General features: G+C 65.8%; 23 protein-coding genes. 16 read left to right on the forward strand and 7 right to left on the reverse strand.

The annotated features are described in order from the left end of the window. Positions 1-29: 29 nt before the first annotated feature. The 5 genes from M9955_02675 to tsaD are packed head-to-tail and all read right to left on the reverse strand — an operon-like array spanning position 30 to position 3,577. Positions 30-686, reverse strand: a complete 657-nt coding sequence (locus M9955_02675; GenBank protein MCO5080544.1) for a methyltransferase — start codon at positions 684-686, stop codon at positions 30-32. Next, positions 683-1,114, reverse strand: coding sequence for an EVE domain-containing protein (locus M9955_02680; protein ID MCO5080545.1), 432 nt, complete (start codon positions 1,112-1,114; stop codon positions 683-685). The genes M9955_02675 and M9955_02680 overlap by 4 nt, the downstream gene beginning before the upstream one ends. A gap of 25 nt (positions 1,115-1,139) precedes the next feature. Beyond that, on the reverse strand, positions 1,140-1,436 hold the full coding sequence (locus M9955_02685; protein ID MCO5080546.1) for a YciI-like protein: 297 nt from the start codon (positions 1,434-1,436) through the stop codon (positions 1,140-1,142). Positions 1,437-1,481: 45 nt separating this feature from the next. Then, positions 1,482-2,471 carry an NAD(P)-dependent glycerol-3-phosphate dehydrogenase gene (locus M9955_02690; GenBank protein MCO5080547.1) on the reverse strand — a complete coding sequence of 330 codons (990 nt, stop codon included), beginning with the start codon at positions 2,469-2,471 and terminating at the stop codon, positions 1,482-1,484. Next, complete coding sequence (tsaD, locus tag M9955_02695) at positions 2,468-3,577, reverse strand: tRNA (adenosine(37)-N6)-threonylcarbamoyltransferase complex transferase subunit TsaD (protein MCO5080548.1); 1,110 nt, start codon at positions 3,575-3,577, stop codon at positions 2,468-2,470. The genes M9955_02690 and tsaD overlap by 4 nt, the downstream gene beginning before the upstream one ends. 80 nt (positions 3,578-3,657) lie before the next feature. Here tsaD and hemC point away from each other — a divergent pair, with 80 nt between their 5' ends. The 6 genes from hemC to M9955_02725 all read left to right on the forward strand — a co-directional run bounded on the left by hemC (position 3,658) and on the right by M9955_02725 (position 9,858). Next, the gene (hemC, locus tag M9955_02700) at positions 3,658-4,599 is read left to right on the forward strand and encodes a hydroxymethylbilane synthase (protein ID MCO5080549.1); all 942 of its coding nucleotides are present in this window, start codon (positions 3,658-3,660) and stop codon (positions 4,597-4,599) included. Then, entirely contained in the window at positions 4,599-5,321 is a 723-nt protein-coding gene (locus M9955_02705) for a uroporphyrinogen-III synthase (GenBank protein ID MCO5080550.1), read from the forward strand. The genes hemC and M9955_02705 overlap by 1 nt, the downstream gene beginning before the upstream one ends. Positions 5,322-5,395: 74 nt before the next feature. After that, positions 5,396-6,853, forward strand: coding sequence for a phage tail protein (locus tag M9955_02710; GenBank protein ID MCO5080551.1), 1,458 nt, complete (start codon positions 5,396-5,398; stop codon positions 6,851-6,853). 17 nt (positions 6,854-6,870) lie between these two features. Beyond that, positions 6,871-8,538 carry a heme biosynthesis protein HemY gene (locus tag M9955_02715; GenBank protein ID MCO5080552.1) on the forward strand — a complete coding sequence of 556 codons (1,668 nt, stop codon included), beginning with the start codon at positions 6,871-6,873 and terminating at the stop codon, positions 8,536-8,538. Positions 8,539-8,645: 107 nt separating this feature from the next. Then, a complete protein-coding gene (locus M9955_02720) occupies positions 8,646-9,110 on the forward strand; it encodes a TerB family tellurite resistance protein (protein ID MCO5080553.1) in 465 nt (154 codons plus the stop codon). Between the two features lie 10 nt (positions 9,111-9,120). Beyond that, positions 9,121-9,858, forward strand: a complete 738-nt coding sequence (locus tag M9955_02725) for a glutamine amidotransferase (protein MCO5080554.1) — start codon at positions 9,121-9,123, stop codon at positions 9,856-9,858. Here the strand turns inward: M9955_02725 and M9955_02730 are convergent. Further along, entirely contained in the window at positions 9,833-11,074 is a 1,242-nt protein-coding gene (locus tag M9955_02730) for an MFS transporter (GenBank protein ID MCO5080555.1), read from the reverse strand. The two genes, M9955_02725 and M9955_02730, sit on opposite strands and share 26 nt — an antisense overlap. Before the next feature lie 131 nt (positions 11,075-11,205). Further along, positions 11,206-11,547: a winged helix-turn-helix domain-containing protein gene (locus M9955_02735; protein ID MCO5080556.1), complete on the reverse strand. Its 342-nt coding sequence runs from the start codon at positions 11,545-11,547 to the stop codon at positions 11,206-11,208. A 193-nt stretch (positions 11,548-11,740) separates the two neighbouring features. Between M9955_02735 and M9955_02740 the strand changes: the two genes are divergently transcribed. The 10 genes from M9955_02740 (at position 11,741) to M9955_02785 (ending at position 21,280) form a co-directional block, all read left to right on the forward strand. Then, positions 11,741-12,031: a DUF2934 domain-containing protein gene (locus M9955_02740; protein ID MCO5080557.1), complete on the forward strand. Its 291-nt coding sequence runs from the start codon at positions 11,741-11,743 to the stop codon at positions 12,029-12,031. A gap of 157 nt (positions 12,032-12,188) precedes the next feature. Then, a complete protein-coding gene (locus tag M9955_02745; GenBank protein MCO5080558.1) occupies positions 12,189-14,402 on the forward strand; it encodes an EAL domain-containing protein in 2,214 nt (737 codons plus the stop codon). A gap of 76 nt (positions 14,403-14,478) precedes the next feature. Beyond that, positions 14,479-14,682, forward strand: a complete 204-nt coding sequence (locus M9955_02750) for a hypothetical protein (GenBank protein MCO5080559.1) — start codon at positions 14,479-14,481, stop codon at positions 14,680-14,682. Between the two features lie 11 nt (positions 14,683-14,693). Then, positions 14,694-14,933, forward strand: a complete 240-nt coding sequence (locus tag M9955_02755) for a DUF2188 domain-containing protein (protein ID MCO5080560.1) — start codon at positions 14,694-14,696, stop codon at positions 14,931-14,933. 107 nt (positions 14,934-15,040) lie between these two features. After that, complete coding sequence (locus M9955_02760; protein MCO5080561.1) at positions 15,041-16,540, forward strand: carbohydrate kinase; 1,500 nt, start codon at positions 15,041-15,043, stop codon at positions 16,538-16,540. A gap of 54 nt (positions 16,541-16,594) precedes the next feature. Next, a complete protein-coding gene (locus M9955_02765) occupies positions 16,595-17,344 on the forward strand; it encodes a GntR family transcriptional regulator (GenBank protein MCO5080562.1) in 750 nt (249 codons plus the stop codon). Continuing rightward, on the forward strand, positions 17,341-18,078 hold the full coding sequence (locus tag M9955_02770) for an SIS domain-containing protein (protein MCO5080563.1): 738 nt from the start codon (positions 17,341-17,343) through the stop codon (positions 18,076-18,078). Before M9955_02765 ends, M9955_02770 begins: the two co-directional genes overlap by 4 nt. A 43-nt stretch (positions 18,079-18,121) precedes the next feature. Then, positions 18,122-19,405: an extracellular solute-binding protein gene (locus M9955_02775; protein ID MCO5080564.1), complete on the forward strand. Its 1,284-nt coding sequence runs from the start codon at positions 18,122-18,124 to the stop codon at positions 19,403-19,405. Positions 19,406-19,583: 178 nt separating this feature from the next. Then, positions 19,584-20,456: a sugar ABC transporter permease gene (locus tag M9955_02780; GenBank protein MCO5080565.1), complete on the forward strand. Its 873-nt coding sequence runs from the start codon at positions 19,584-19,586 to the stop codon at positions 20,454-20,456. Continuing rightward, entirely contained in the window at positions 20,453-21,280 is an 828-nt protein-coding gene (locus M9955_02785) for a carbohydrate ABC transporter permease (protein ID MCO5080566.1), read from the forward strand. Before M9955_02780 ends, M9955_02785 begins: the two co-directional genes overlap by 4 nt. Positions 21,281-21,286: the final 6 nt, after the last annotated feature.

Here is a 21,286-nt window from a genome sequence, read left to right on the forward strand (position 1 = left end):
CGGAAGCGGTGCCCGAGCCTTTCAGAGCCCTAGGCGAATCGCCAGACGACCGTGCGCTTCACCTCGGCGTCCTCAAGGGCACGCGTCACCGGCACGCGATACTCCGCAAGCTGCTCCAGCCGGTCCTTGGGCAGATAGGCGCGGCCGGGATCGCCGACGATGATCTCGCAGCCCCGCATCCGCAGCCGCGTGAACCACGGCACCAGACGGTCGACAATGTCCTTCTGGTAGAAGATGTCGCCGGCGAGCACAACATCCCAGCCCATATCGGAGTCGATCAGGTCGGCGACGAGCGGTTCGAGGACGACCCCGTTCGCCGCAGCGTTGAGCCGCATGGCGATCTGGCTGAAAGGATCGATGTCGGCGGACTCCACGCTCGCGGCGCCCGACTTCTTCGCGGCGATGCCGACAAGACCGGAGCCTGCCGCGAAATCCAGCACACGCCGGCAGGCGACACATGCCGGATGGTCCAGCACGTAGCGGGCAAGACCCTGTCCGCCCGCCCAGGCGAAGGCCCAGAAGGGCGGCGGCAAGCCGATCTCGACCAGTTCCTCCTCGGTCCTCTCCCAGAGCTCGTGCGCCTCGTCCGCCAGATGCAGCCGGATTTCCGGCACATGGGGCGGCGCGCCGAGCGTCGTGTTGGCGAGGATGAAGCGTTCGGCCTCCGCCGGCGAGAGACGTTTCAAGGCGCGGGATCAAGTTCAGCCATGCGGCAGACCTCTTTCCACTCCTCCGCCGTCACCGGCTGGACGGAAAGGCGACCGAGCCGTACCAGAGCCATATCCTGCAGCTTCGGGTTGGTCTTGATCTCGGCCAGCGTCACGGGTTTCGGCACCGGCCTGACGGCGCGGATGTCGACACACTCCCAGCGCGGGTCGTCGCTGGTGGAATCGGGATGCGCCAGCGCGCAGACCTCGGCGAGGCCGACAATCTCCAGCCCTTCATTGGAATGGTAGAAGAAGCCGAGATCGCCGATCTGCATCGCACGCATGTTGTTGCGCGCGGCATAGTTGCGTACCCCGTCCCACTCCGAGCCTTTGTTTCCCTTGGCCTCGAGATCGTCGTAGGAAAAGACGTGCGGTTCGGACTTGAAGAGCCAGTAGTTCTTCGGCATCTGACGTTCCACTGTCGGTTCCGCGTCAGGCGCTAGCCGGGTTGTTGAACACCCAGTTCCAGGCGATGACCTCCTTCGTCTCGAACAGACCGGCCTTGTCGTAGGGATCTCCGGCGAGGATCTCGCGGGCGGCGGCGATGTCGGCGGCCTCCACGACGACGAGGCTGCCGCACGGCTTGCCATCCTCGCCAAGGAACGGGCCGGCGAACCGCAGCGTACCCTTGGCGTTGAGGCCGTTCAGGAACTCGACATGAGGCGGTCGCGTGTCAAGCCTGAGCTGAAGATGGCCGGGCTTGTCCTTGCCGATGAATGCGAAAAGCATGTGTTTCCTACTCCCTTGGTCCGATGGCCTGATGCCGTCTGCCTGTCATTCGTCTTCGCTGCGCAGCGGCCGCGTCATGAGGGCCGAAACAGCTTCTTCCACGGTCAGTTCGTCCCGCAGCAGCATGTCGACCGCCGTGATGATCGGCGCCTCGACGCCGCGTTCCTGTACAATTTCCGCGGCGATGGACGCCGTCGCCACCCCCTCGGCCAGAGGCAGATGCGCGCGCGAAGCGCCCTCGCCGAGAGCCACACCGTAGGCGAAATTCCGCGATTGGGAAGAGCCGCAGGTAAGCATCATGTCGCCGAGCCCGGACAACCCCATAAGCGTTTCCGGCCGCGCACCGAAACTGCGTGCGATGCGCCGCAACTCGACGAAGCCGCGCGTCACCATGGCGGCCTGCGCGCTCGCGCCCAGCCTCGCGCCGACCACCGCGCCGGCGGCGATGGCGAAGACGTTCTTCAGCGCCCCGCCGATCTCGACCCCGATAATGTCGTCGGTCGAATAGCAGCGGAAGCGCGGAGAAGACAGCGCCTGCGCCAGTTCCGCCGCGAGCGCGGCATCTTGGGCCGCCACGACAACCGCCGTCGGCAGGCCGCGCGCCACATCCGCCGCGAAACTCGGGCCGGAAAGGGCCGCGACAGGATTCTGCGGCATGATCTCCGCCGCTATATCCGACAAGAGCAGGCCCGTGCTCCGCTCGATGCCCTTGGCGCAGAGCACGAGCGGCATGCCCTCGGCAACCAGATCGTCGATCTGCCGCAGCACGACCCGCAGACTCTGCGCCGGCGTCACGACGAGCACCGTGTCGGCTCCTGCGAGGGCGTGTCGGAGACTGGTCGTCGCCTCGATTCGATCCGCTATGGCGATGCCCGGCAGATAACGCGCATTGCCGCGGCCCGCATTCAACGCGTCGACGATCTCGCCGTCTCGCGCCCAGAGCCGCACCTGACTGCCGGCCCGATGCGCGGCAACCGCCAGAGCCGTGCCCCACGCGCCGCCGCCCAGAACGGCGATATTCCGTCCTTCGCTCATGCCTTCGCCCCCCGTCGCCCCGAGCCGATCACCGGCGCCGACGACGTGTCCAATGGCCAGCGCGAACGCGGCGCGAAATCCATGGCGTCATCCGCGGCGACGCCCGCCCTCATCCGCTCGATGCCGGCCCACGCGATCATCGCGGCATTGTCGGTGCATAGCTTCAGCGGCGGCGCCACGAAGCGGAAGCCATGCGCGTCACAGAGACGCTGGAGCGCGCCGCGAATCTGCGCATTCGCGGCCACGCCGCCGGCCACCACCAGCGCCGGAACGCGCACATCCGGAAAACTCTGACGAAAACGCGAAAGCGCCTTCGCGACGCGGTCGGCGAGCGAATCGGTCACGGCCGCCTGGAACGAGGCGGAAATGTCCGCTACATCCTGGTCGGACAATGGTGCGATGGCCGTCGCCGCCTGCCGCACGGCAGTCTTCAGGCCCGAAAACGAGAAGTCCGGCCGTGCCTCGCCTTTCAGTGGACGCGGAAAGGGAAAGCGATCCCGGTCGCCCCGCCGCGCAGCCGCCTCAACGCTGGGACCGCCCGGATGCGGCAGGCCGATGAGCTTGGCCGTCTTGTCGAAGGCCTCGCCGAGCGCGTCGTCGATCGTGGTCGCCCAGCGCTCGTAGTCGCCGACGCCGCGCACCAGCACGATCTGCGTATGCCCGCCGGACACCAGCAGGAGCAGATAGGGGAAATCCAGCCCGTCCGTCAGCCGCGCGGTGAGCGCATGGCCTTCGAGATGATTGATCGCAAGCAGCGGCAGGCCGGACGCCGCCGCCATGGCCTTGGCCGTCATCAGGCCGACGATCAGCCCGCCGACCAGTCCGGGCCCCGCCGTCGCCGCGACGGCGTCGATATCCGCCAGACCGACACCGGCATCGTCAAGCGCCGCCTCGACAATCCCGTCCAGCGCCTCGACATGGGCGCGCGCCGCGATTTCCGGAACGACGCCGCCAAAGGCGGCATGCTCCTCGATCTGCGAGAAGACGATGTTCGAGCGGATCGACGGCGCGCCGGCGACCGGCAGCGTCACCACGCTGGCGGCCGTCTCGTCGCAACTCGTCTCGATGCCGAGAACCGTTATGCCGCTATGCGTCCCTTGGCTCATTGCCCGGTTGCGAACTCGGATGTTAGGAGGACCGGAACTCTGGCCCGCGATGGCGGGCGGGTTAGCACGGACAGGGAAGGATGCAAACAGTGGCCGAACAAGCCGTCCTGCGCATCGGCACGCGCGGCAGCGCGCTGGCGCTCGCACAGGCTCACGAGACGCGCGCGCGCCTCATGGCGGCGCATGGCCTCCCTGAAGCCGCCTTCGCCATCGAGGTGATCGCCACCAGCGGCGACCGCATCCAGGATCGCCCGCTCTCGGAGGCGGGCGGCAAGGGCCTGTTCACCAAGGAGATCGAGGAGGCGCTTCTCGACGGTCGCATCGATCTCGCCGTGCACTCCTCCAAGGACATGCCGACGATGCTGCCGGCCGGGCTCGAACTGGTCGCCTTCCTGCCGCGCGAGGACCCACGCGACGCCTTCATAGGGCGCGCGGCAGCGTCCATCGAGGCGCTGCCGTATGGCGCGACGGTCGGTTCTTCCTCGCTGCGGCGGCAGGCGCTGATCCGTCGCATGCGGCCGGACCTCGCCGTCATCGTCTATCGCGGCAACGTCCAGACTCGGTTGAGGAAGCTGGACGAAGGTGTCGCGGCAGGCACCATCCTCGCGCTTGCCGGCCTGAAACGCCTCGGCCTTGAACATATCGCGACCGACATAATGCCGCTGGAGAAATTCCCGCCGGCTCCCGGTCAGGGCGCCATCTGCATCGAGGCCAGGAGCGACGACGCCCGGACGCAGGCCATGCTCCGGCCGGTCAACGATCTGCCCACCGCCGCAGCGCTCGCCTGCGAACGCGCCTTCCTCGCCGCGCTCGACGGATCGTGCCGCACGCCGATAGCCGGATATGCGCGGATCGACGGAGATCGGCTGGCCTTCCGGGGCAGAATCCTGACGCCCGACGGAAGCGAGGCGCACAATATCTCGCGCGAGGGCAATGCTTCGGACGCCGCCGCGATCGGTCACGCGGCGGGCGAGGACATCCGCGCCCGGGCAGGCACAGCCTTCTTCGACGGCTGGGCCTGATGCGCGTTCTGGTGACACGGCCGGAACCGGGCGCGTCGCACACCGCCGAACGCCTGTCCGCGCTTGGGCATGAGCCTGTTCTGCTGCCGCTAACGGCAATCGCGCCGTTGCCGACGCCCGCGATTGCCGCCGCCGACTTCGATGCGGTCGCAGTCACCAGCGCGAACGCGCTCCGCAACGCCGCGGAGCATGTCATCGTGCAGGCTGCGCGGCTGCCCTGCTTCGCGGTCGGTGACGAAACCGCGCGCCTCGCCGGAGAAACCAGCTTCGCCAATGTCGCAAGCGCTGACGGAGACGCGGACGATCTGGCGACGCTGATGATTCAGCGCCTGCCGGGCGGCTCCCGCATCCTCTACCTTTGCGGGCGGCTGCGGCGGCCGACCTTCGAGGCGGCGCTCTCGGACGCCGGTTTCGAAGTCGCGGCGCTCGAAACCTACGAGACGCTGCCGGCCGATTACGCGCCGGAATCGCTGGCTGCCCATCTTGGCGAAAAGACGATCGATCTGGCGCTGGTCTATTCGGCCGAAGCGGCAATCGCGCTGGTCCGGCTCATGCATTCGGAAACGCAGGTAAAGCTCTCGCCGGCGGCTATATTTCTGTGCATTTCGACGCGGGTGGCCGCGATCCTGTCGAGCGAACGGCACAAAACCCTTGTCGCGTCGGAACCGACGGAACCCTCGATGCTTTCAGCGTTGCGCGACATATCGTCGGCCGAGCCATAAGCCGGCCCATTTTCATGGATTGATGATATGCTGGGCCGGACTTCGGCACGGCGCGTCACCAAACGGAGAAACGCATGGTCAAGACTCCCAGTGTGCGGCATTCGAAATCGCGCAAGGACCCTGTGACGATCGATCTCGAAGCGTCGCCCGTAAACCGCGATTCCGATCCGCAGTCTACCGGACGAGCGTCGCCAGAACCGTCGTTGCTCGGCGACACGTCTGCTACGGAAGATGCGCAGCCGCCTGTGGTGGAAGGCGCGGGGTTCACCATGACGGAACCGGTCAGCAAGGAGATACCGGTCAGCGAGTCTCCCACCGCCTCCGACGAAGCGCTGCTCGCCGGCGACGAGTCGAAGAATTTGTCCGCGGAAAGCACGCCCACTGGAAAAGAGCCGGAGAATACTTCCGAGAAGCCGGACATGAAACATGCCGACGAAGCGCCGAGGCGGGGAAGCCCGGTTGCGCCGGTCAAATCCGAGCCCCGACGCAACGGCCTCTCCGCAATAGCGGCCGGCATCATCGGCGGCGTCGTCACGCTCGTCGGAGCGGGAGCTCTGCAATATGGCGGCCTGCTGCCGGCTCCCGGCGGCAGCGGCGGTGACGCAGTTGCTATAGAAGGCCTGCGCGCCGAGATCGCGAGTCTGCAGACGGAACTGGCAACGCTGAAAACCGCCGGAAGTACGGGCATCGATGCACAGGCTGTCGCGGACCTACAGGCGAGGATAGCGACGCTCGCGGACGACGTCGGTGCGCTGAAATCGGCAGTGGAATCCGGCGGTGCGGGCGAGAATGCCGGTCTGGCGGCGCTGGATTCGAAAATCGCGGAGCTTCAGACCCAACTCTCCGCCGTCAGCCAATCGGCGGGCGGCGCGGCGGTCGATCTCACGCCGCTCAACGACAGGATCGCCGCTCTGGAAGAAGGGATCAAGGCGGCGACGGATGAGCTAAACGCCGGCGATGGACGGTTGGCGACGCTGGAAGAGACGGTGGCCTCGCTATCCGGGAAAATCGACGCGCAGGCGAACCAGCCGAAGATCGCGCTCTCCATCGCCGCTTCGGCATTGAAGGCGGCCATAGAGCGCGGGCAGCCCTTCGCCGCGGAACTGGAAACGCTTGCGGCCATCAGCCCCGACGTGCCGCAGCTTGCCGGCCTGCGCGCCCGTGCCGAGACGGGCGTCGCCACGCGCGACGACCTGCTGGCGGAGATGGATGGTGCGGCAAACGCCATGATCGCCGCAGCCGATCCGGCCGACCCGAATGCCGGCTATCTCGACCAGCTTCTGGAAAGCGCCGCCTCGCTGGTCACGGTGCGGCCCGTCGGAAGCGTCGAGGGCGCGGGCGTGCCGGAGACGGTCGCGCGCATGGAAGCCGCGCTGAAGGCCGGAGACCTTGCCAAGGTTGTTGCCGAATACGACACGCTTCCCGAGGCGGCGAAAGCTGCGGGCAGCGGCTTCGCGGCCAGGATCAAGGCACGACTCGATGTCGAGGCGCTGGTCGATCAGGCCATCGCCGAGGCCATGAAAACCGTCTGACGAGGATCGGAGCCTTCATGATCCGCATATTGCTTTTTCTGATCGTCGTCTTCGCGCTGGGGCTCGGCTTCGCCTGGCTGGCCGACAGACCGGGCGACATGGTCGTCACCTTCGACGGCTACCAGTATCAGGTGAGCCTGATGGTCGCCGCGGTCGCCATCGTCGCCATTGTCGCCACGGTGATGATCGGATGGTGGCTGCTGCGCACCATATGGAACAGTCCATACCTGATATCGCGCTATTTTCGCGTGCGCCGCCGCGACCGCGGCTATCAGGCGCTCTCGACCGGCATGATCGCGGCCGGAGCGGGGGACGCGGTGCTGGCGCGCAACATGAGCAGGCAGGCCGCCAAGCTCATCAATGCCGATCAGGAACCGCTTATCCACCTGCTTGAGGCCCAGGCGTCGATTCTCGAAGGCGATCACGACGCCGCACGCAAGAAATTCGAGACGATGCTCGACGACCCGGAAATGCGGCTGCTAGGCCTGCACGGCCTGTATCTGGAAGCCGAGCGGCTTGGCGAACGCGACGTGTCCCGGCACTACGCCTCCCGCGCCGCCGAACTCGCGCCTCAGCTCGGCTGGGCGGCGGACGCCACGCTGGACGACAAGGCCGCGCAGGGCGACTGGGACGGCGCGCTGCGCCTCGTTGATGCGCAGCGCACTGCGAAGCAGGCGGACAAGGCTGCGACCGACCGCCGCCGCGCGGTGCTTTTGACGGCAAAGGCGATCGCGCTGGCCGAAAGCGACCGCAACGCGTCTCGCGCCGCCGCCATCGAGGCCAACAGGCTCCAGCCGAACTTCGCGCCGGCAGCCGTCGCGGCCGCGAAGGCCTGTTTCCAGCAGGACGATGTGCGCAAGGGCGCGAAGATCCTCGAAACCGCATGGCGCGCCGAACCGCATCCGGAGATCGCCGATCTCTATATTCATGCGCGCAGCGGCGACGCCGTCGGCGACCGCCTGCATCGGGCAAGACGCTTGCAGTCAATGCGCAGCAACAACGCAGAATCCTCGCTCGCCGTCGCCCGTGCCGCACTCGACGCCGGTGACTACCGACTGGCGCGTGCCGAGGCCGAGACGGCGGCGCGGCTACAGCCGCAGGAGCGCGTCTATCTGCTGCTCGCCGATATCGAGGAAGCCGAGACGGGCGATCAGGGCCGCATCCGGCAATGGCTGTCGAAGGCGGTACGTGCGCCGCGCGACCCGGCATGGGTGGCCGACGGCTATATTTCCGAGCGCTGGGCGCCGATCTCGCCCGTGACCGGCCGTCTGGACGCCTTCGAATGGAAAGTCCCCGTCGAACGCGTCGGCCAATTGATCGAGCAGGAAGGCCCGCAGGAGGCGGTGGTGCCGACCGCCCTGCCGGGCGCTGCACCCGTAGTCCGGCAGGAGCCTGCGGCTGTCGTCGTCACGGAAACGCAGGCGGCCGCTGCCGAGCCGGAAAAACCGGCCGTCGTCGAGACAGAACGTCCGAAACCGGCGGCAGCACAGGAAACCGAAACGGTCGGGCAACAGCCTCCGCAATTGCAGCCCGCAGCCCCTTTACCCGCAGCGCCGAAAGTGCCGGACGCGGCGAGCAATCTCGCCAGACCTTCGTCCTTCGATCCGTCACGCCCGCCGGATGATCCGGGCGTCGATCCCTCCGAGGCGAACGACAACGAACCGCGCCGGTTTCGTCTGTTCTGACCACAGCACACGGCGGCCCTCGCCTTTCGGGTGAGTTGCACCTATCTGGGAATCGCAGTTAGGTTGAACGGGGCACGGCGGCTTTCCGGCCGGCGAAGGGCGGTGAAATGTTCGAACGGTTGATCAGTTTCCTGAAAGAGCTTCCCGGCGACTCGCACGAAAGCGAGACCGAAGATCCACGCGTCGCCGCGGCTGCGCTGCTCTTTCATGTGATGGACGCCGACGGCAGCCGTCAGGACGTCGAGCGGGAGCGCATCAGGGCCCTGCTGGCGGAAACCTACAATATCGGAGGCAACGCTCTCGAAAAGCTGCTGTCCGACGGCGAGAAGGCAGACAGCGAGGCGATCGACCTCTATGCCTTCACGAGCGTGCTCAAGCGGAATCTCGACGAGGCAGCACGCAACGACTTCGTCCGCCTCATGTTCGAGGTGTGCTACGCGGACGGCGAGTTGCACGAACTCGAGGACAACACGCTGTGGCGCATCGCGGAACTGCTGGGCGTCGGCGGCAGGGAACGCGTCGTGGCCCGGCAAGCGGCCCGGAACCACGCCGGATCGAAGACCATCAATTAAACTTTCGGCAATGGCGGCAAACGGAAGACCCAAGATATTGACCGTCCTGCATCAGGAGCGGTCCTCGCCGGGGCGGGTCGGGCAACTTCTCGTCGAAAGCGGTTTCGATCTGGATATCCGCCGGCCGCCGCTCGGCGACCATCTTCCCGAGACGCTGGTCGATCACGCGGGCGCGGTCGTCTTCGGCGGCCCGATGAGCGCCAACGATCCCGACGAGTTCGTGAAACGGGAAACCGACTGGTTGTCCGTGCCGTTGACGGAGAACCGGCCTTTTCTCGGCATCTGCCTCGGCGCGCAGATGCTGGTCAATCACCTCGGCGGCAAGGTCGAGGGGCATTCGGACGGCGTCGTCGAGATCGGCTGGTACGGGCTGAAGCCGACGGCGGAAGGCGAGGCGATGATGAAATGGCCGGAAATGGTCTACCAGTTCCATCGCGAGGGCTTTTCGCTGCCAAGGGATGCAAAGCTCCTCGCCACGGCCGACGCCTATCCCAATCAGGCGTTCCGCTACGGCGACAATGCCTGGGGCATCCAGTTCCACGCGGAACTGACGCGTGTGATGATGCAGCGCTGGGTCGTGCACGGCGCCCATCGCTTCGAACTGCCGAACGCCCAGCCCGGGCGCGATCATCTCGGCGGGAGGATGATCTGGGACATGCATCTGAAGCGCTGGCTGACCGAGTTCCTCGGCATCATCTTCGGAACGCCCAAGGACGGCGGCACTAGGTCCGGCCGTCAAGCCTCCTGACTTTCCGTAACGCCGGGAAGAGCACCGCCCACAACCCCGCGACGGCGATCGCGCCGACACCGCCGAACACGACCGCCGGCACGGTGCCGATCAGGGCCGCCATGGTGCCGGCGCGGAATTCGCCGAGTTCGTTGGAGGCGCCGACGAACACCATGTTGACCGCGTTGACCCGCCCGCGCACGCGGTCAGGCGTCCAGAGCTGGATCAGGGTTTCGCGGATGTAGACGCTCACCATGTCCGTGGCGCCCAGCATCGCCAAAGCGAAAATCGACAGCCACGGTATCTCGGAGACGCCGAAGACGATGGTGAACGCGCCGAACAGCCCGACGAAGAACAGCATCACCAGGCCCGCATGGTCGCGGATCGGATGGCCCGTGAGCCAGATCGCCACGGCGATGGCACCGATGCCGGGCGCGGCGCGCAGGAGACCGAGGCCCCAGGGTCCGAGTTCCAGTATGTCACGCGCATAGACCGGCAGCAACGCGACGGCGCCCGACAGCAGCACGGCGAACAGGTCGAGCGAGATCGCGCCGAGCACGATCTTCTCGCCCCAGATGTAGCGGAAACCCGCGAACAGGGTCTCCAGCGACGGCTTTTCGGTCTCGCTGCGCTGAACAGGCTTCGGAATGGAGAAGATCAGGATCGAAGCAACCGCCATCATTGCTACGGCGACACCGTAGGCCACTTCCGGCGCGACGCCGTAGAGCAGGCCTCCCGCCACCGGGCCGACTATGGTCGCGGTCTGCCAAGCCGACGAATTCCACGCGACCGCGTTCGAGAAAATCTCTGCGGGAACCAGATTCGCGACCAGCGAGGCGGATGCCGGACCGAAGAATGCGCGCGCCACACCGAACACTGCCAGCACGGCGAATACGGGGAGCGGCGTGCTCAACCCGTGCAGGGTGAGCAGCAGGAGCGCCAGAGCGCACAGCGCCTCCAGGACGACGGCAAGCCCCATGATGAGCCGCCGGCCGAACCTGTCGGCGACAACGCCGGTGACGAGAACCAGCAGGAGCGACGGCAGAAACTGGACCACGCCGACGAGGCCGAGGTCGAACGGATCGCGCGTCAGATCGTAGATCTGCCAGCCGACAGCGACGGAGACGATCTGCGCGGCGAACGTCGTGAAGAAGCGCGCGAGCCAGAATCTCAGGAAGGCGCCGTGCCGGAAGGCGGCATAGCGCGCGGAGGAATCGGGAGTGCCGGGAGTATGCATCGAAGCTCGGATGTTGTCGGCACGCCATAGCGCATATAGGGCCCGGACGCGCGCGCCAATTTGCTCTCAGGCGTCTTGGCCATTTGGGCCAGATCGGTCTGGCCTTCACTGACGGACGGTATCCCGCCCGATCACTCTCCCGCGACCTCCTTCTGCAAGGCGGCGAGATGCGGTTCCGCGGCAGACTGCGCGGCGCGCTCGATGGCGCGGAAGCGGGCGACGACGGAAAGACCGGCGGGTGTGAGTTCGGCACCGCCGCCTCGCCTGCCGCCCGTCTTGGCCGAAACCAGCGGCTTGGGAAAAAGCCGGTTCAGTTCCTCGACCAGATCCCAGGCGCGTTTGTACGACATGTCCATGCCGCGTGCCGCCGCCGAGATCGAGCCGAAGGTGGCTATGTTCTCGAGTAGATCGATCTTGCCAGGCCCGAGACGGCCTTCGGGGTCGAGGTTTATTCTCAGGCTGAGCGAAGGCATGACGATCCGCGGGCGAAATGGCTGGCTGCGGAAGCATGGTCGCACTTTTCGGCCGACGCAAGCGCGATCCGCCTTCGCCGGCCGCGTCCATGTCTCGCACCTGCGAAATGACGCTTGAGTGGCATGGGGAATGCGATACAACTGCGACGGTAGATACTGCATCCACCGAACAAAGCCGCTTCAGGAGGCAACAATGTCCGGCAAGGAAGACAGAATTCGTGCCCGCGCCTACGAACTCTGGGAACGCGAGGGGCGCGCCCACGGCAACCACGAATACCACTGGCAGGAAGCAACGAGGCAGGTGGAAGCGGAGATAGCCGGTGAAGCCGTTGCCGCTCCCTTGAAGGCGACGCGAAAGATCAGCGCCAAGACCGCCACGCCGCGCACACCCAAATCCGCGGCCGTCCTGTCCACCACCCCGGCGGGCGATGCGGCGTCAAAACCGGCACGCGCTTCGCGCGCTGCAAAGCCGAAACCCGCCTGACAACGACTGGAAGACACCGTATCCCGAAACCTTTCGGACTCCAGCGAGAGGGCTCGCGTTTACGTCCTCTTCACCCATTTCAGTGCGATCTTCCGCAATCTGCACCGGGCCTTAACTGGTCTCCCCTATAGCAGCGGGACGATCAGATGGGACGGCCATGCAACGGTTGCTGAAGCGTGTCGGCAACACGCACGTGTTGCACAAATATGTCCTGCCTGTCGCCGTGCTGTCCGCGGCGATGCTGGTGGCCGTCATCGTTCCGTTGCTCTGGTCGACCTGGCAAGCAGACCGCACGGCGTTCGAGCGTCAGGAAAGACTCGTCAATCTGGCCGTCACCAGACTTCGCACGTCGATCGCCCACGATCAGGAGAGTTCGGCGGTATGGGACGACGCCGTGCGCAACGTCGCCAAGCGCGACACCGGCTGGATGGACGCGAATCTCGGCGTCTGGATGCACACCTATTTCGGCCATGACGGGGCCTTCATCCTCGATCCGCGCGACCGGCCGATCTTCAGCTCCTTCGACGGGACGGTGATCGACAACAGTCAGTTCGCCAACCTCGAACCGGCCATATTGCCGATGGTGGCGGCGCTGCGGGACAAGCTGCGCCGCTCGGACATGAGCGACGTTAACGACCGCGTCCTTACGCCCGGCGTCTCCGACATCAGCCTGTTCTGGGGCCGGCCTGCCATCATCAGCGTCAAGCCGATCGTATCCGACACCGGAAAGATCGAGCAGACGCCGGGCGAGGAGTATCTTCACATCGCCGTCAGATTGCTGGACGGCGACGTGCTGAAGGATCTCGCCAAGGAATATCTTCTGGACGGACTTCGCTTCGCTCCGACCGAGGACGCGGTCAACGGCGAGGCGAGCATCGCCTTGCATACGTCGGGCGGTGAAACACTGGGTTATGTCGCGTGGCGTCCGCATCGCCCCGGCAGCGAGGTGGCCGGCCGGATTACTCCTGTTCTTGCTGCGGTCTTCGTGGTTGTGGCGACCATCCTCGGCCTGCTGCTGGTAGCTGTCCGGAAAAGATCGCTGAAGCTCGTCTCCAGCGAGTTCACCATTCGCCATCTGGCGTTCCACGATACGCTGACCGGCCTGCCGAACCGCGTGCACTTCGAGGAAACGCTCGACCGCGAGATCGGCCGCGCGCGCAACGGGCAATCGCAGCTCGCCGTGCTCTATCTCGATCTCGACCGCTTCAAGCAGGTCAACGACTCGCTCGGCCATCCGGCGGGCGACCAGTTGATCGTGCAGTTTGCCAACAGGCTGAAGCTGCTGACTGAACCCGGCGATTTCGTTGCCCGGGTCGGAGGCGACGAGTTCACCATTATCCTGCCGAGAGCGACCAACAGCGAGCGGCTGTCCGGCTTCTGCTCGCGCATCATAGACGCGGTGCGCAGACCTTTCGAGGTCGACGGCAGCCAGGTCTTCATCGGCATCAGCGTCGGGGTGGCATGCGCGCCGACGGATGGCTTCGATCGCATAGAGCTGACGCGCAAGGCCGACATCGCGCTCTACCACGCCAAGAGCGCCGGCCGCAGCCGCTACGCGATCTTCTCGGAAGGCATGGATGCAGCCATCCAGCGCCGTCGCACCGTGGAGCGCGACCTGCGCGCAGCGCTCGTGTCGGGAAACCAGCTCGAAGCCTACTTCCAGCCGATCTGCGCGGCGGAAAGCGGGACAATCGTCGGCGCCGAAGCCCTGATGCGCTGGATTCACCCCGAATCCGGCTTCATTCCCCCGGATGTCTTCATCCCGGTCGCGGAGGAAAGCGGTCTGATCGAGAAGATAGGCGAGGTCGTGTTGCGGCAGGCCTGCGACGCCGCGTCGCGATGGCCGATCGAAACCGTCGCGGTGAACGTATCGGCAATCGAATTGCGCAATCCGGGATTCGCGACGCGCGTCGCCGCAACGCTGATGGCGACCGGTCTGCAACCGCATAGGCTGGAATTGGAGGTCACGGAAAGCGCGATCGTCGACGATTCCGGTTCCGCGCAGGAAAATATCGCCGCGTTGCGGGAACTCGGCGTGGCGATCGCCATCGACGATTTCGGCACCGGCTTTTCCTCGCTGGCCCGGCTTCAGCATCTCGATGTGGACCGCATCAAGATCGATCGCAGCTTCATCAACGGCTTCGGCAAGTCGGGAAGCAACGAGGCCATAGTCAAGGCGATCGTCGATCTCGCCCGCGCCGTCGGCCTGGCGACCACGGCCGAGGGGGTGGAGACCCCGGCGCAGCAGGAACGGCTGATGGAAATCGGCTGCGACCACTTGCAGGGCTATCTGCTCGGCAAGCCAATGCGTAGAGCCGACATGGAGCAATTGCTCATACCACCCCGGGTGATCGACGCCCACTGGGCGTGAATCTGGCCGGACCTTGACCTTCTCCGCTCACCCGCCATGTAACCCGGGAGATCGAACGAAACGAGGAGAATGGTCCATGGGCATTCGCTGCCGCGTCTCGCCGGACATGACGTCCGAGGCCTTCGATATGGATTTCGCGGTCGTGCCGCGCATCGGCGAGCATGTCACAGTTCCGAATGGCGACGGCGTCGAGGAGTTTCGCGTGACGCGCGTGGTTCACGCCGCAGCCAGCGACGTCGATGCCTCGATCACCGTCGAAGTCACAGACAAGCTGCTGTAGACGAGGCGACCATGACACGGATCACATATGAAATCGTCGAGCACGATGGCGGCTGGGCCTACAAGGTCGGAAACGTGTTTTCTGAGACGTTCGCGTCACGCGACGAGGCACACCGCGCCGCCGAGCAGGCGGCGGGCGAACAGCGCGTCGCGGGCGCCACGGAAGGCATCGAATATCAGACCAGCGACGGTTCCTGGCATCAGGAAGTGGTGAAAGGCGACGATCGCCCGGAGACGGACGTCAAGGACTGACCGCCCGCTGGCTGCAGAGGCGCGGGGCCCTGAAACCCGTTTCCACGTCGGGAGACATGCGCTAGGGAGCGGCGGATAGGCAATCCCGCCGCACCTGATGGATTGAAATGCCTCGCTATCTCCTCGGCATAGACGCCGGGTCGACGCTCACCAAGGCCGCCATATTCGACATCCAGGGACGCGAGCTGGCGCGAGCAGCCGAGCCCGTGCCGCTTGATCGCCCGCATCCGGGATGGGTGGAATGCGACCCGGAAACGGCCTGGCATGCAGCAAGAGGCGCGATCCGCGAGGTCATAGCGAAGTCCGCTGTCGCGCCGACGGACATCGCGGCCATCGGTATTTCCGCAGCCATGGTCGGCGCATGGCTGGTGGACGCAGAAGGCAACGCCTTGCGCCCCGGCATCAACTGGGAAGACAGCCGCACGCAGGACATGCTCGACCAGAGGCTTGCGCAAGATCCTGATTTCTATTGCCGCATCTTCCGCGCCGACGGCTGCGTGATGCAGCAGGGCTGCAGCCTGCCTGTCGCCGCGTGGCTCCGCGAGAACGAGCCCGATACCTTCGCCCGTGCGGCGCATGTCTTCAGCTACAAGGATTTCCTGCGCATGAAGCTGACCGGCCTCGCCGCCGCCGACCGGACCGAGGCGGCCGTGGCGCCCGGCGACGCGCGCGGGAGGAGCCGCAGCCCGGAAATGTTCGCGCTGTTCGGACTCACGGATGTCCTCGACAAGTTCCCGAAAGCGCTGGATTCCGAGAGCCTGGCTGGCGCGCTCGCGAGAGAGGCCGCGCAGGACCTCGGCCTTGCCGAAGGCACGCCGGTAGCCATCGGAGCCGGTGACGTTCCCTCAACCATCGTCGGTGCGAGCGCGCTTCAGGCGGGCACGGCGCTTGTAGTGCTCGGCACCACCTGCATCGCGGGCGTCGTTTCGGACGAGCCCGTCTTCACGCCGCCCGACCTCGGTCTTCTCTTCACCTTGCCCGACCGCGCATGGTTCCGGTCCATGGTCAACGTCGCCGGCACGCTCAACCTCGACTGGGCGATCGCCAACATCCTCGGCGAGACGGAACGCAGCGCCGATCTGTTCGTCCGCCTCGACGCCATGGTTTCCGCCGTATCAATCGGCTGCGACGGCGTCGTCTATCTGCCCTACCTCTCCGAGAGCGGCATCATCGCGCCCGTCTTTGACCAGCGCGCCCGCGCAGGCTTCTTCGGACTGACGCCGCGCCACGGTCGCGCCCACATGATGCGCGCCGTCTATGAAGGCGTCATCCTCGCGATCCGTGACCTGCTGCAGCATCTGCCTACGGTCGAAGGCGATATCCTGCTTACCGGCGGCGGCGCGAACAGCCGCGTCTGGACACAGATGCTGGCGGATGCGACCGGCAAGCCGATTGCCGTGCCCTCGGGATCGGAGTTCGGTGCGCGCGGCGCGGCGCTTCTGGCCGCAACCTCGATCGGCCTTTATCCCTCCGTTCGCCACGCATCCGTTTCGACGCGGGAAATCGCCCGCCGGCAGGAACCGTCTCGCGGCTTGCAGGGCGCATGGGACCGGGCCTTCGCCAACTATGCACGCCAGCGCGACATGATTCTGCAACGCCCCGATTGACGCCGTTAGCCGACGTGGTACATACCACTGGAAATAGCGGGATATACCGCCGGCATGGCAACCGAACTCACGCTCGAGGCTGACGCTCCGCTCTACCAGCGCATCGCGCGCTGGCTGGAGGAACAGATCGGTTCGGGCGCATTGCAGAGCGGCGACCGTGTTCCCTCCGAAAGACAGATCGCCGACGAGCTCGGCGCCAGCCGCATGACGGCGCGTCAGGCGCTGAAATCGCTTGAAAAGCGCGGACTGGTCGAAACGCGCGTCGGGCGCGGCGTCTTCGTCGCCCATCCCGTCATCGAGAAGGAATCGCGCACTCTCCACGGTTTTACGGAGGAGATGCAGCGCGGCGGCAGGAAAGTGTCGAGCGTCGTTCTCGATGCCGGCATCGGTGCGGCGGATGCCGAAGTGGCGCGCGGCCTCGACATCGCGGAGAACACGCTGGTCCACCGCCTCGTGCGCGTGCGTCTGGTCGATGCCGAGCCGCTCGCCATGGAACGCACCGAAATCCCCGTTTCGCTGGCGCCGGGTCTGCTCGAAAAGACGGACTTCTCCAAGGATTCGCTCTATCGCGTCCTGCGCGACGTCTACGGCGTCATTCCCACAGAGGCCGAGGAAACGGTGCGCGCCGACCTCGCCGACACGGCGGCGATTTCCGCGCTCCACATACCCGCCACCGCTCCGGTTCTCCGCTTCACCCGCCGCACCTTCGACAGCGCCGGGCGGCCGCTGGAATATGTGCGCTCCGTCTATCGGGCCGACTGCTTCACCATGCGGGTCAAACTCAGTCTGACGAAGGCACCATGACCGACGCTCCCACAGCACAGGCCTATCTGACCGAACTGACCGCCCGTATCGGCGCGCTCTTCGCCGCCAATGCTGACGCGATCGCAAAGGCGGCCGACGCCGTCGAGGCTACGGCGAAGAAGGACGGGCTCGTCTATATCTTCGGCACCGGCCACAGCCATGTGCTGGCCGAGGAGGCGCATTATCGCGCCGGCGGTCTCGCGCTGACCGTTCCCATCCTTGCCACGGCGACCATGCTGCATGAAGGAGCGATCGCCTCGACCGCCTTTGAACGCATGTCGGGCGTCGTCCAGCCGATCTTCGACCGCTATCCGGTCGGGCCGAACGACGTGCTCTTCGTCGTCTCCAACAGCGGCGTGAACGCCGCACCGGTCGAAGCCGCGAAGATCGGCAAGGAGCGCGGCGCAACCGTGATCGCCATCACCTCGGAGACATATTCGCGGGAAGCTGCCCGAGGTCGCACACGGCTTGCAGATGTCGCCGACATCGTCCTCGACAATGGCGCGCCTTCCGGAGACGCGACGATTCCCGTTTCGGGCAGCGAACTCAAGGTCGGGCCGGTGTCGACGTCGATCGGCGCGGCGCTGATGAATGCCGTGCTGGTTGAAGCTGCGGCGCGCCTGCAATCCTCCGGCGCGAGCGCGCCCATCTATCTCAGCGCCAACATGCCGGGCGCGGCGGAAAACAACGCCGAACTGGTCAAGCGCTACAGACCGCGCAATCCGCATCTTTGAAGCATCGCCGCGCGTGGAACCGCGGCAAACAGGGAGCAAGAAAATGAAGTCCAGACTTTTCGCAGTCGCAGGTTTCGCCACGCTTCTGATGGCCGGCACCGCCTGGGCGGAGCCGGTGAGCATCACGCTCTGGCACATGGAGCAGCCGCCGCATCGCGTGCAGCGGATGCAGGAACTGCTCGACGAGTTCAACAAGGCGCATCCGGATATCGCGGTGAAGCAGGAGCCGCAGAGCTGGGGCGAGGTCTATGCCAAGGCGCCGGCCGCCTTCGCCGCCGGCACCGGGCCGGACCTGCTGTTCGGCATTCCGGACTTCACCACAGTCATCAAGGGCATCGACGCGGTCGTGCCGGTGGACGATCTCGCCAAGGATCTGGAGGCAAAGCACGGCTTCGTGCCGGCGACCATCGCGCCCTATCAGTATGACGGACACACCTGGGCCATCCCCGCCTACAACATGGCGATCTCCATGTGGTACCGGAACAGCGCGCTGAAGGAAGCCGGCATCGAGGTGCCGAAGACCTGGAGCGAGTGGAAAGCAGCGGCCGAAAAGCTCTCCGTCGATGGCAAATACGGCGTCGGCCTGCCTGCCAACAAGCAGCTCTACACCGACCAGACCGTCTACGCGCTGATGGTCAACAGCGGCGCGCAGGATATCTATGCCGAGGATGGCGCGATCACCTTCGACAAGCCGGAGACGGTCGCCGCCTTCGAGACCTATGGCGCGCTGCAAAAGCTTTCGCCGCCGGATTCCACGAGCTGGACCTGGGGCGAGGCCGAGGCCTGCTTCGCAAGCGCTGCCTGCGGCACCATCCTCCAGTTCAGCGTTATCAACACCTACGAGACGCAGGCGGAGGCCGATGCCGCCGACCTCGGCGTCGCCCCGGTGCCGCACGCCGACGACAAATCGGAGTCGGGCACGATCTCCTACTCCAACGCCATCATGCTGACGACCAAGGACGAGGCCAAGCAGGCCGCCGCAAAGACCTTCCTGGCCTGGCTGCTGGAGCCCGCGAATTACGGCCGCTTCCTGACCATGGAGCCGGGGCTTTTCCTGCCCGTCACCAATGATGGAGCGACCGCGGAATCGTTCTGGAGCGATCCGGTCGTGACCAAGTACAAGGCCCAGGTCGAGACGATGATCGCCAACTCCAAGAACGGCAAGCTGTTCGGCTTCACCACCGGCAAGGTCTTCCCGTCCATCGGCGCGATCTCCGGCCAGAACGTCATCGCCGAGGCGCTTCAGAAAATGGTCGTCGATGGCCAGAGCGCGGCCGATGCGGTGAAGTTTGGCCAGACCCGGATGAGCGAGATCGCGGGGAAATAGCCCGGGAGCGTGGCGGTATGAAGATACCCCCACCCCCAACCCCTCCCCACAAGGGGGAGGGGGACAATGTCGGCGCCTCCTCCTCCAGTGCCGGAAATGTTGGCGCTGCCCCTTCAGTATCCCCCTCCCCCTTGTGGGGAGGGGTTGGGGGTGGGGGTATCCTTCCAGTGCACCAACTATGACCTCCCATCGCCTCGCCTTCCTCTTCGTCACGCCGGCGCTCATCTTCCTCGCCGCAGTGCTCGGCTGGCCGCTGGTGCAGGCGATCATCCTCTCGTTCCAGAATGTCGGCGTGATCGGCACGGCCGGAAGCTGGGTCGGCTTCGACAATTACGTCTCGGTCCTTGGCGGCGCCGGCTTCTGGAACGCCTTCGGGCGCAGCGTACTGTGGGTCGTCGCCAATGCCGTCGTGCAGACGGCGCTTGCGCTTGGCGTGGCGCTGATCCTCCACCAGAAATTCCCCGGCGTGCGCATAGCCCGCACCTGGATCATCCTCACCTGGATCGTGCCCACCGTGGTCGTCGTCATCATCTGGCGCTGGCTGTTGTCGACATCCGGCGGCATGGTCAATCCGCTGCTGATCCAGTTCGGGATCATCGACCGCCCGGTCGGCTTCTTCGCCACCCGCGAAGGCGCCATGGCCTCGCTGGTCATGATCAACTCCTGGCGCTGGTTCCCCTTCACCGCGCTGATGATGCTGGCCGGGCTGACGCGCATTCCCGCGGACCTCTACGAAGCTGCGCGCATAGATGGCGCGAGCGCGGTCAGGCGTTTCACCCGCATCACCTGGCCATTGCTCCAGCCGACGCTGATGGTTCTGGGCGTGGTCGGCACGCTGCTTTCCTTCAACGTCTTCGACGTGATCTGGCTGCTGACGGCGGGCGGCCCCTCACAGGCGACCCAGACGCTGCCGGTGCTGATCTACGAGACGGCCTTCAAGGGCTACAGACTCAGCGAGGCGGCCACCGTCTCCGTGCTCACCAGCCTGCTCCTGATGGGTTTCGCCCTGCTCGCCACGCGCGCCATGACGGCCAGCGAGGAGGCGAGATGAAACGCACGCTGCCACAATCCCTTGCGCTCTATGGCGGGCTGGCGCTGCTCGTCCTCGTCATCGGCCTGCCCTTCTGGTGGGTGGTCACCGGCTCGATCAAGCTGCCCCGCGAAATCATCAGCCGCATACCGACGATGGTGCCGCATTCCTTCACGCCGCAGCATTTCGAAAAGCTGTTCCAGTCGACGGATTTTCCGGCCTATTTCGTCAACAGCCTCGTGGTGGCGCTGTTCTCGACCGCCTTCACCATCGCTCTGGCGCTGCCGGCGGCCTACGCCTTCTTCCGGATGGAATTTCCGGGTCGCGCCGCGCTCTACCGCGTCATCCTGCTCGCCTATGCCTTCCCGAGCGTCGTCGTGCTCATCCCGATCTACGGGCTGTTCGCTCGGCTCGGTCTGATCGACACGCGCACCAGCCTCGTCATCGTCAACATCGCCTTCGCGCTGCCCTTCTCGATCTGGATGATGCGCTCCTTCCTCGCCTCGGTGCCGCGCGAGATCGAGGAAGCGGCCGTCATCGACGGCGCGCCGCCGCGCGTCATCCTCCTGCGCATCCTGACGCCGCTGATCGCGCCGGGCATAGCCAGCGTCGCCATCTTCACCTTCATCGCTTCGTGGACAGAATATCTGTTCGCTTCCGTCCTCATCGTATCGGATGCGAAACGAACCGTTCCCGTCGGCTTCGCCGGCATCATCGGACAATACCAGATCGACTGGGGCCTGCTGCTCGCGGGCGCTACCGCCGCGACGATCCCCGTCGTCATCCTCTTCGCCTTCGTCGGCCGCTGGTTCGTCTCCGGCCTCACCGAAGGCGCGGTCAAATAGGGTCGC

Source organism: Rhizobiaceae bacterium (genome assembly GCA_023953845.1).
Classification (GTDB): domain Bacteria; phylum Pseudomonadota; class Alphaproteobacteria; order Rhizobiales; family Rhizobiaceae; genus Arvimicrobium.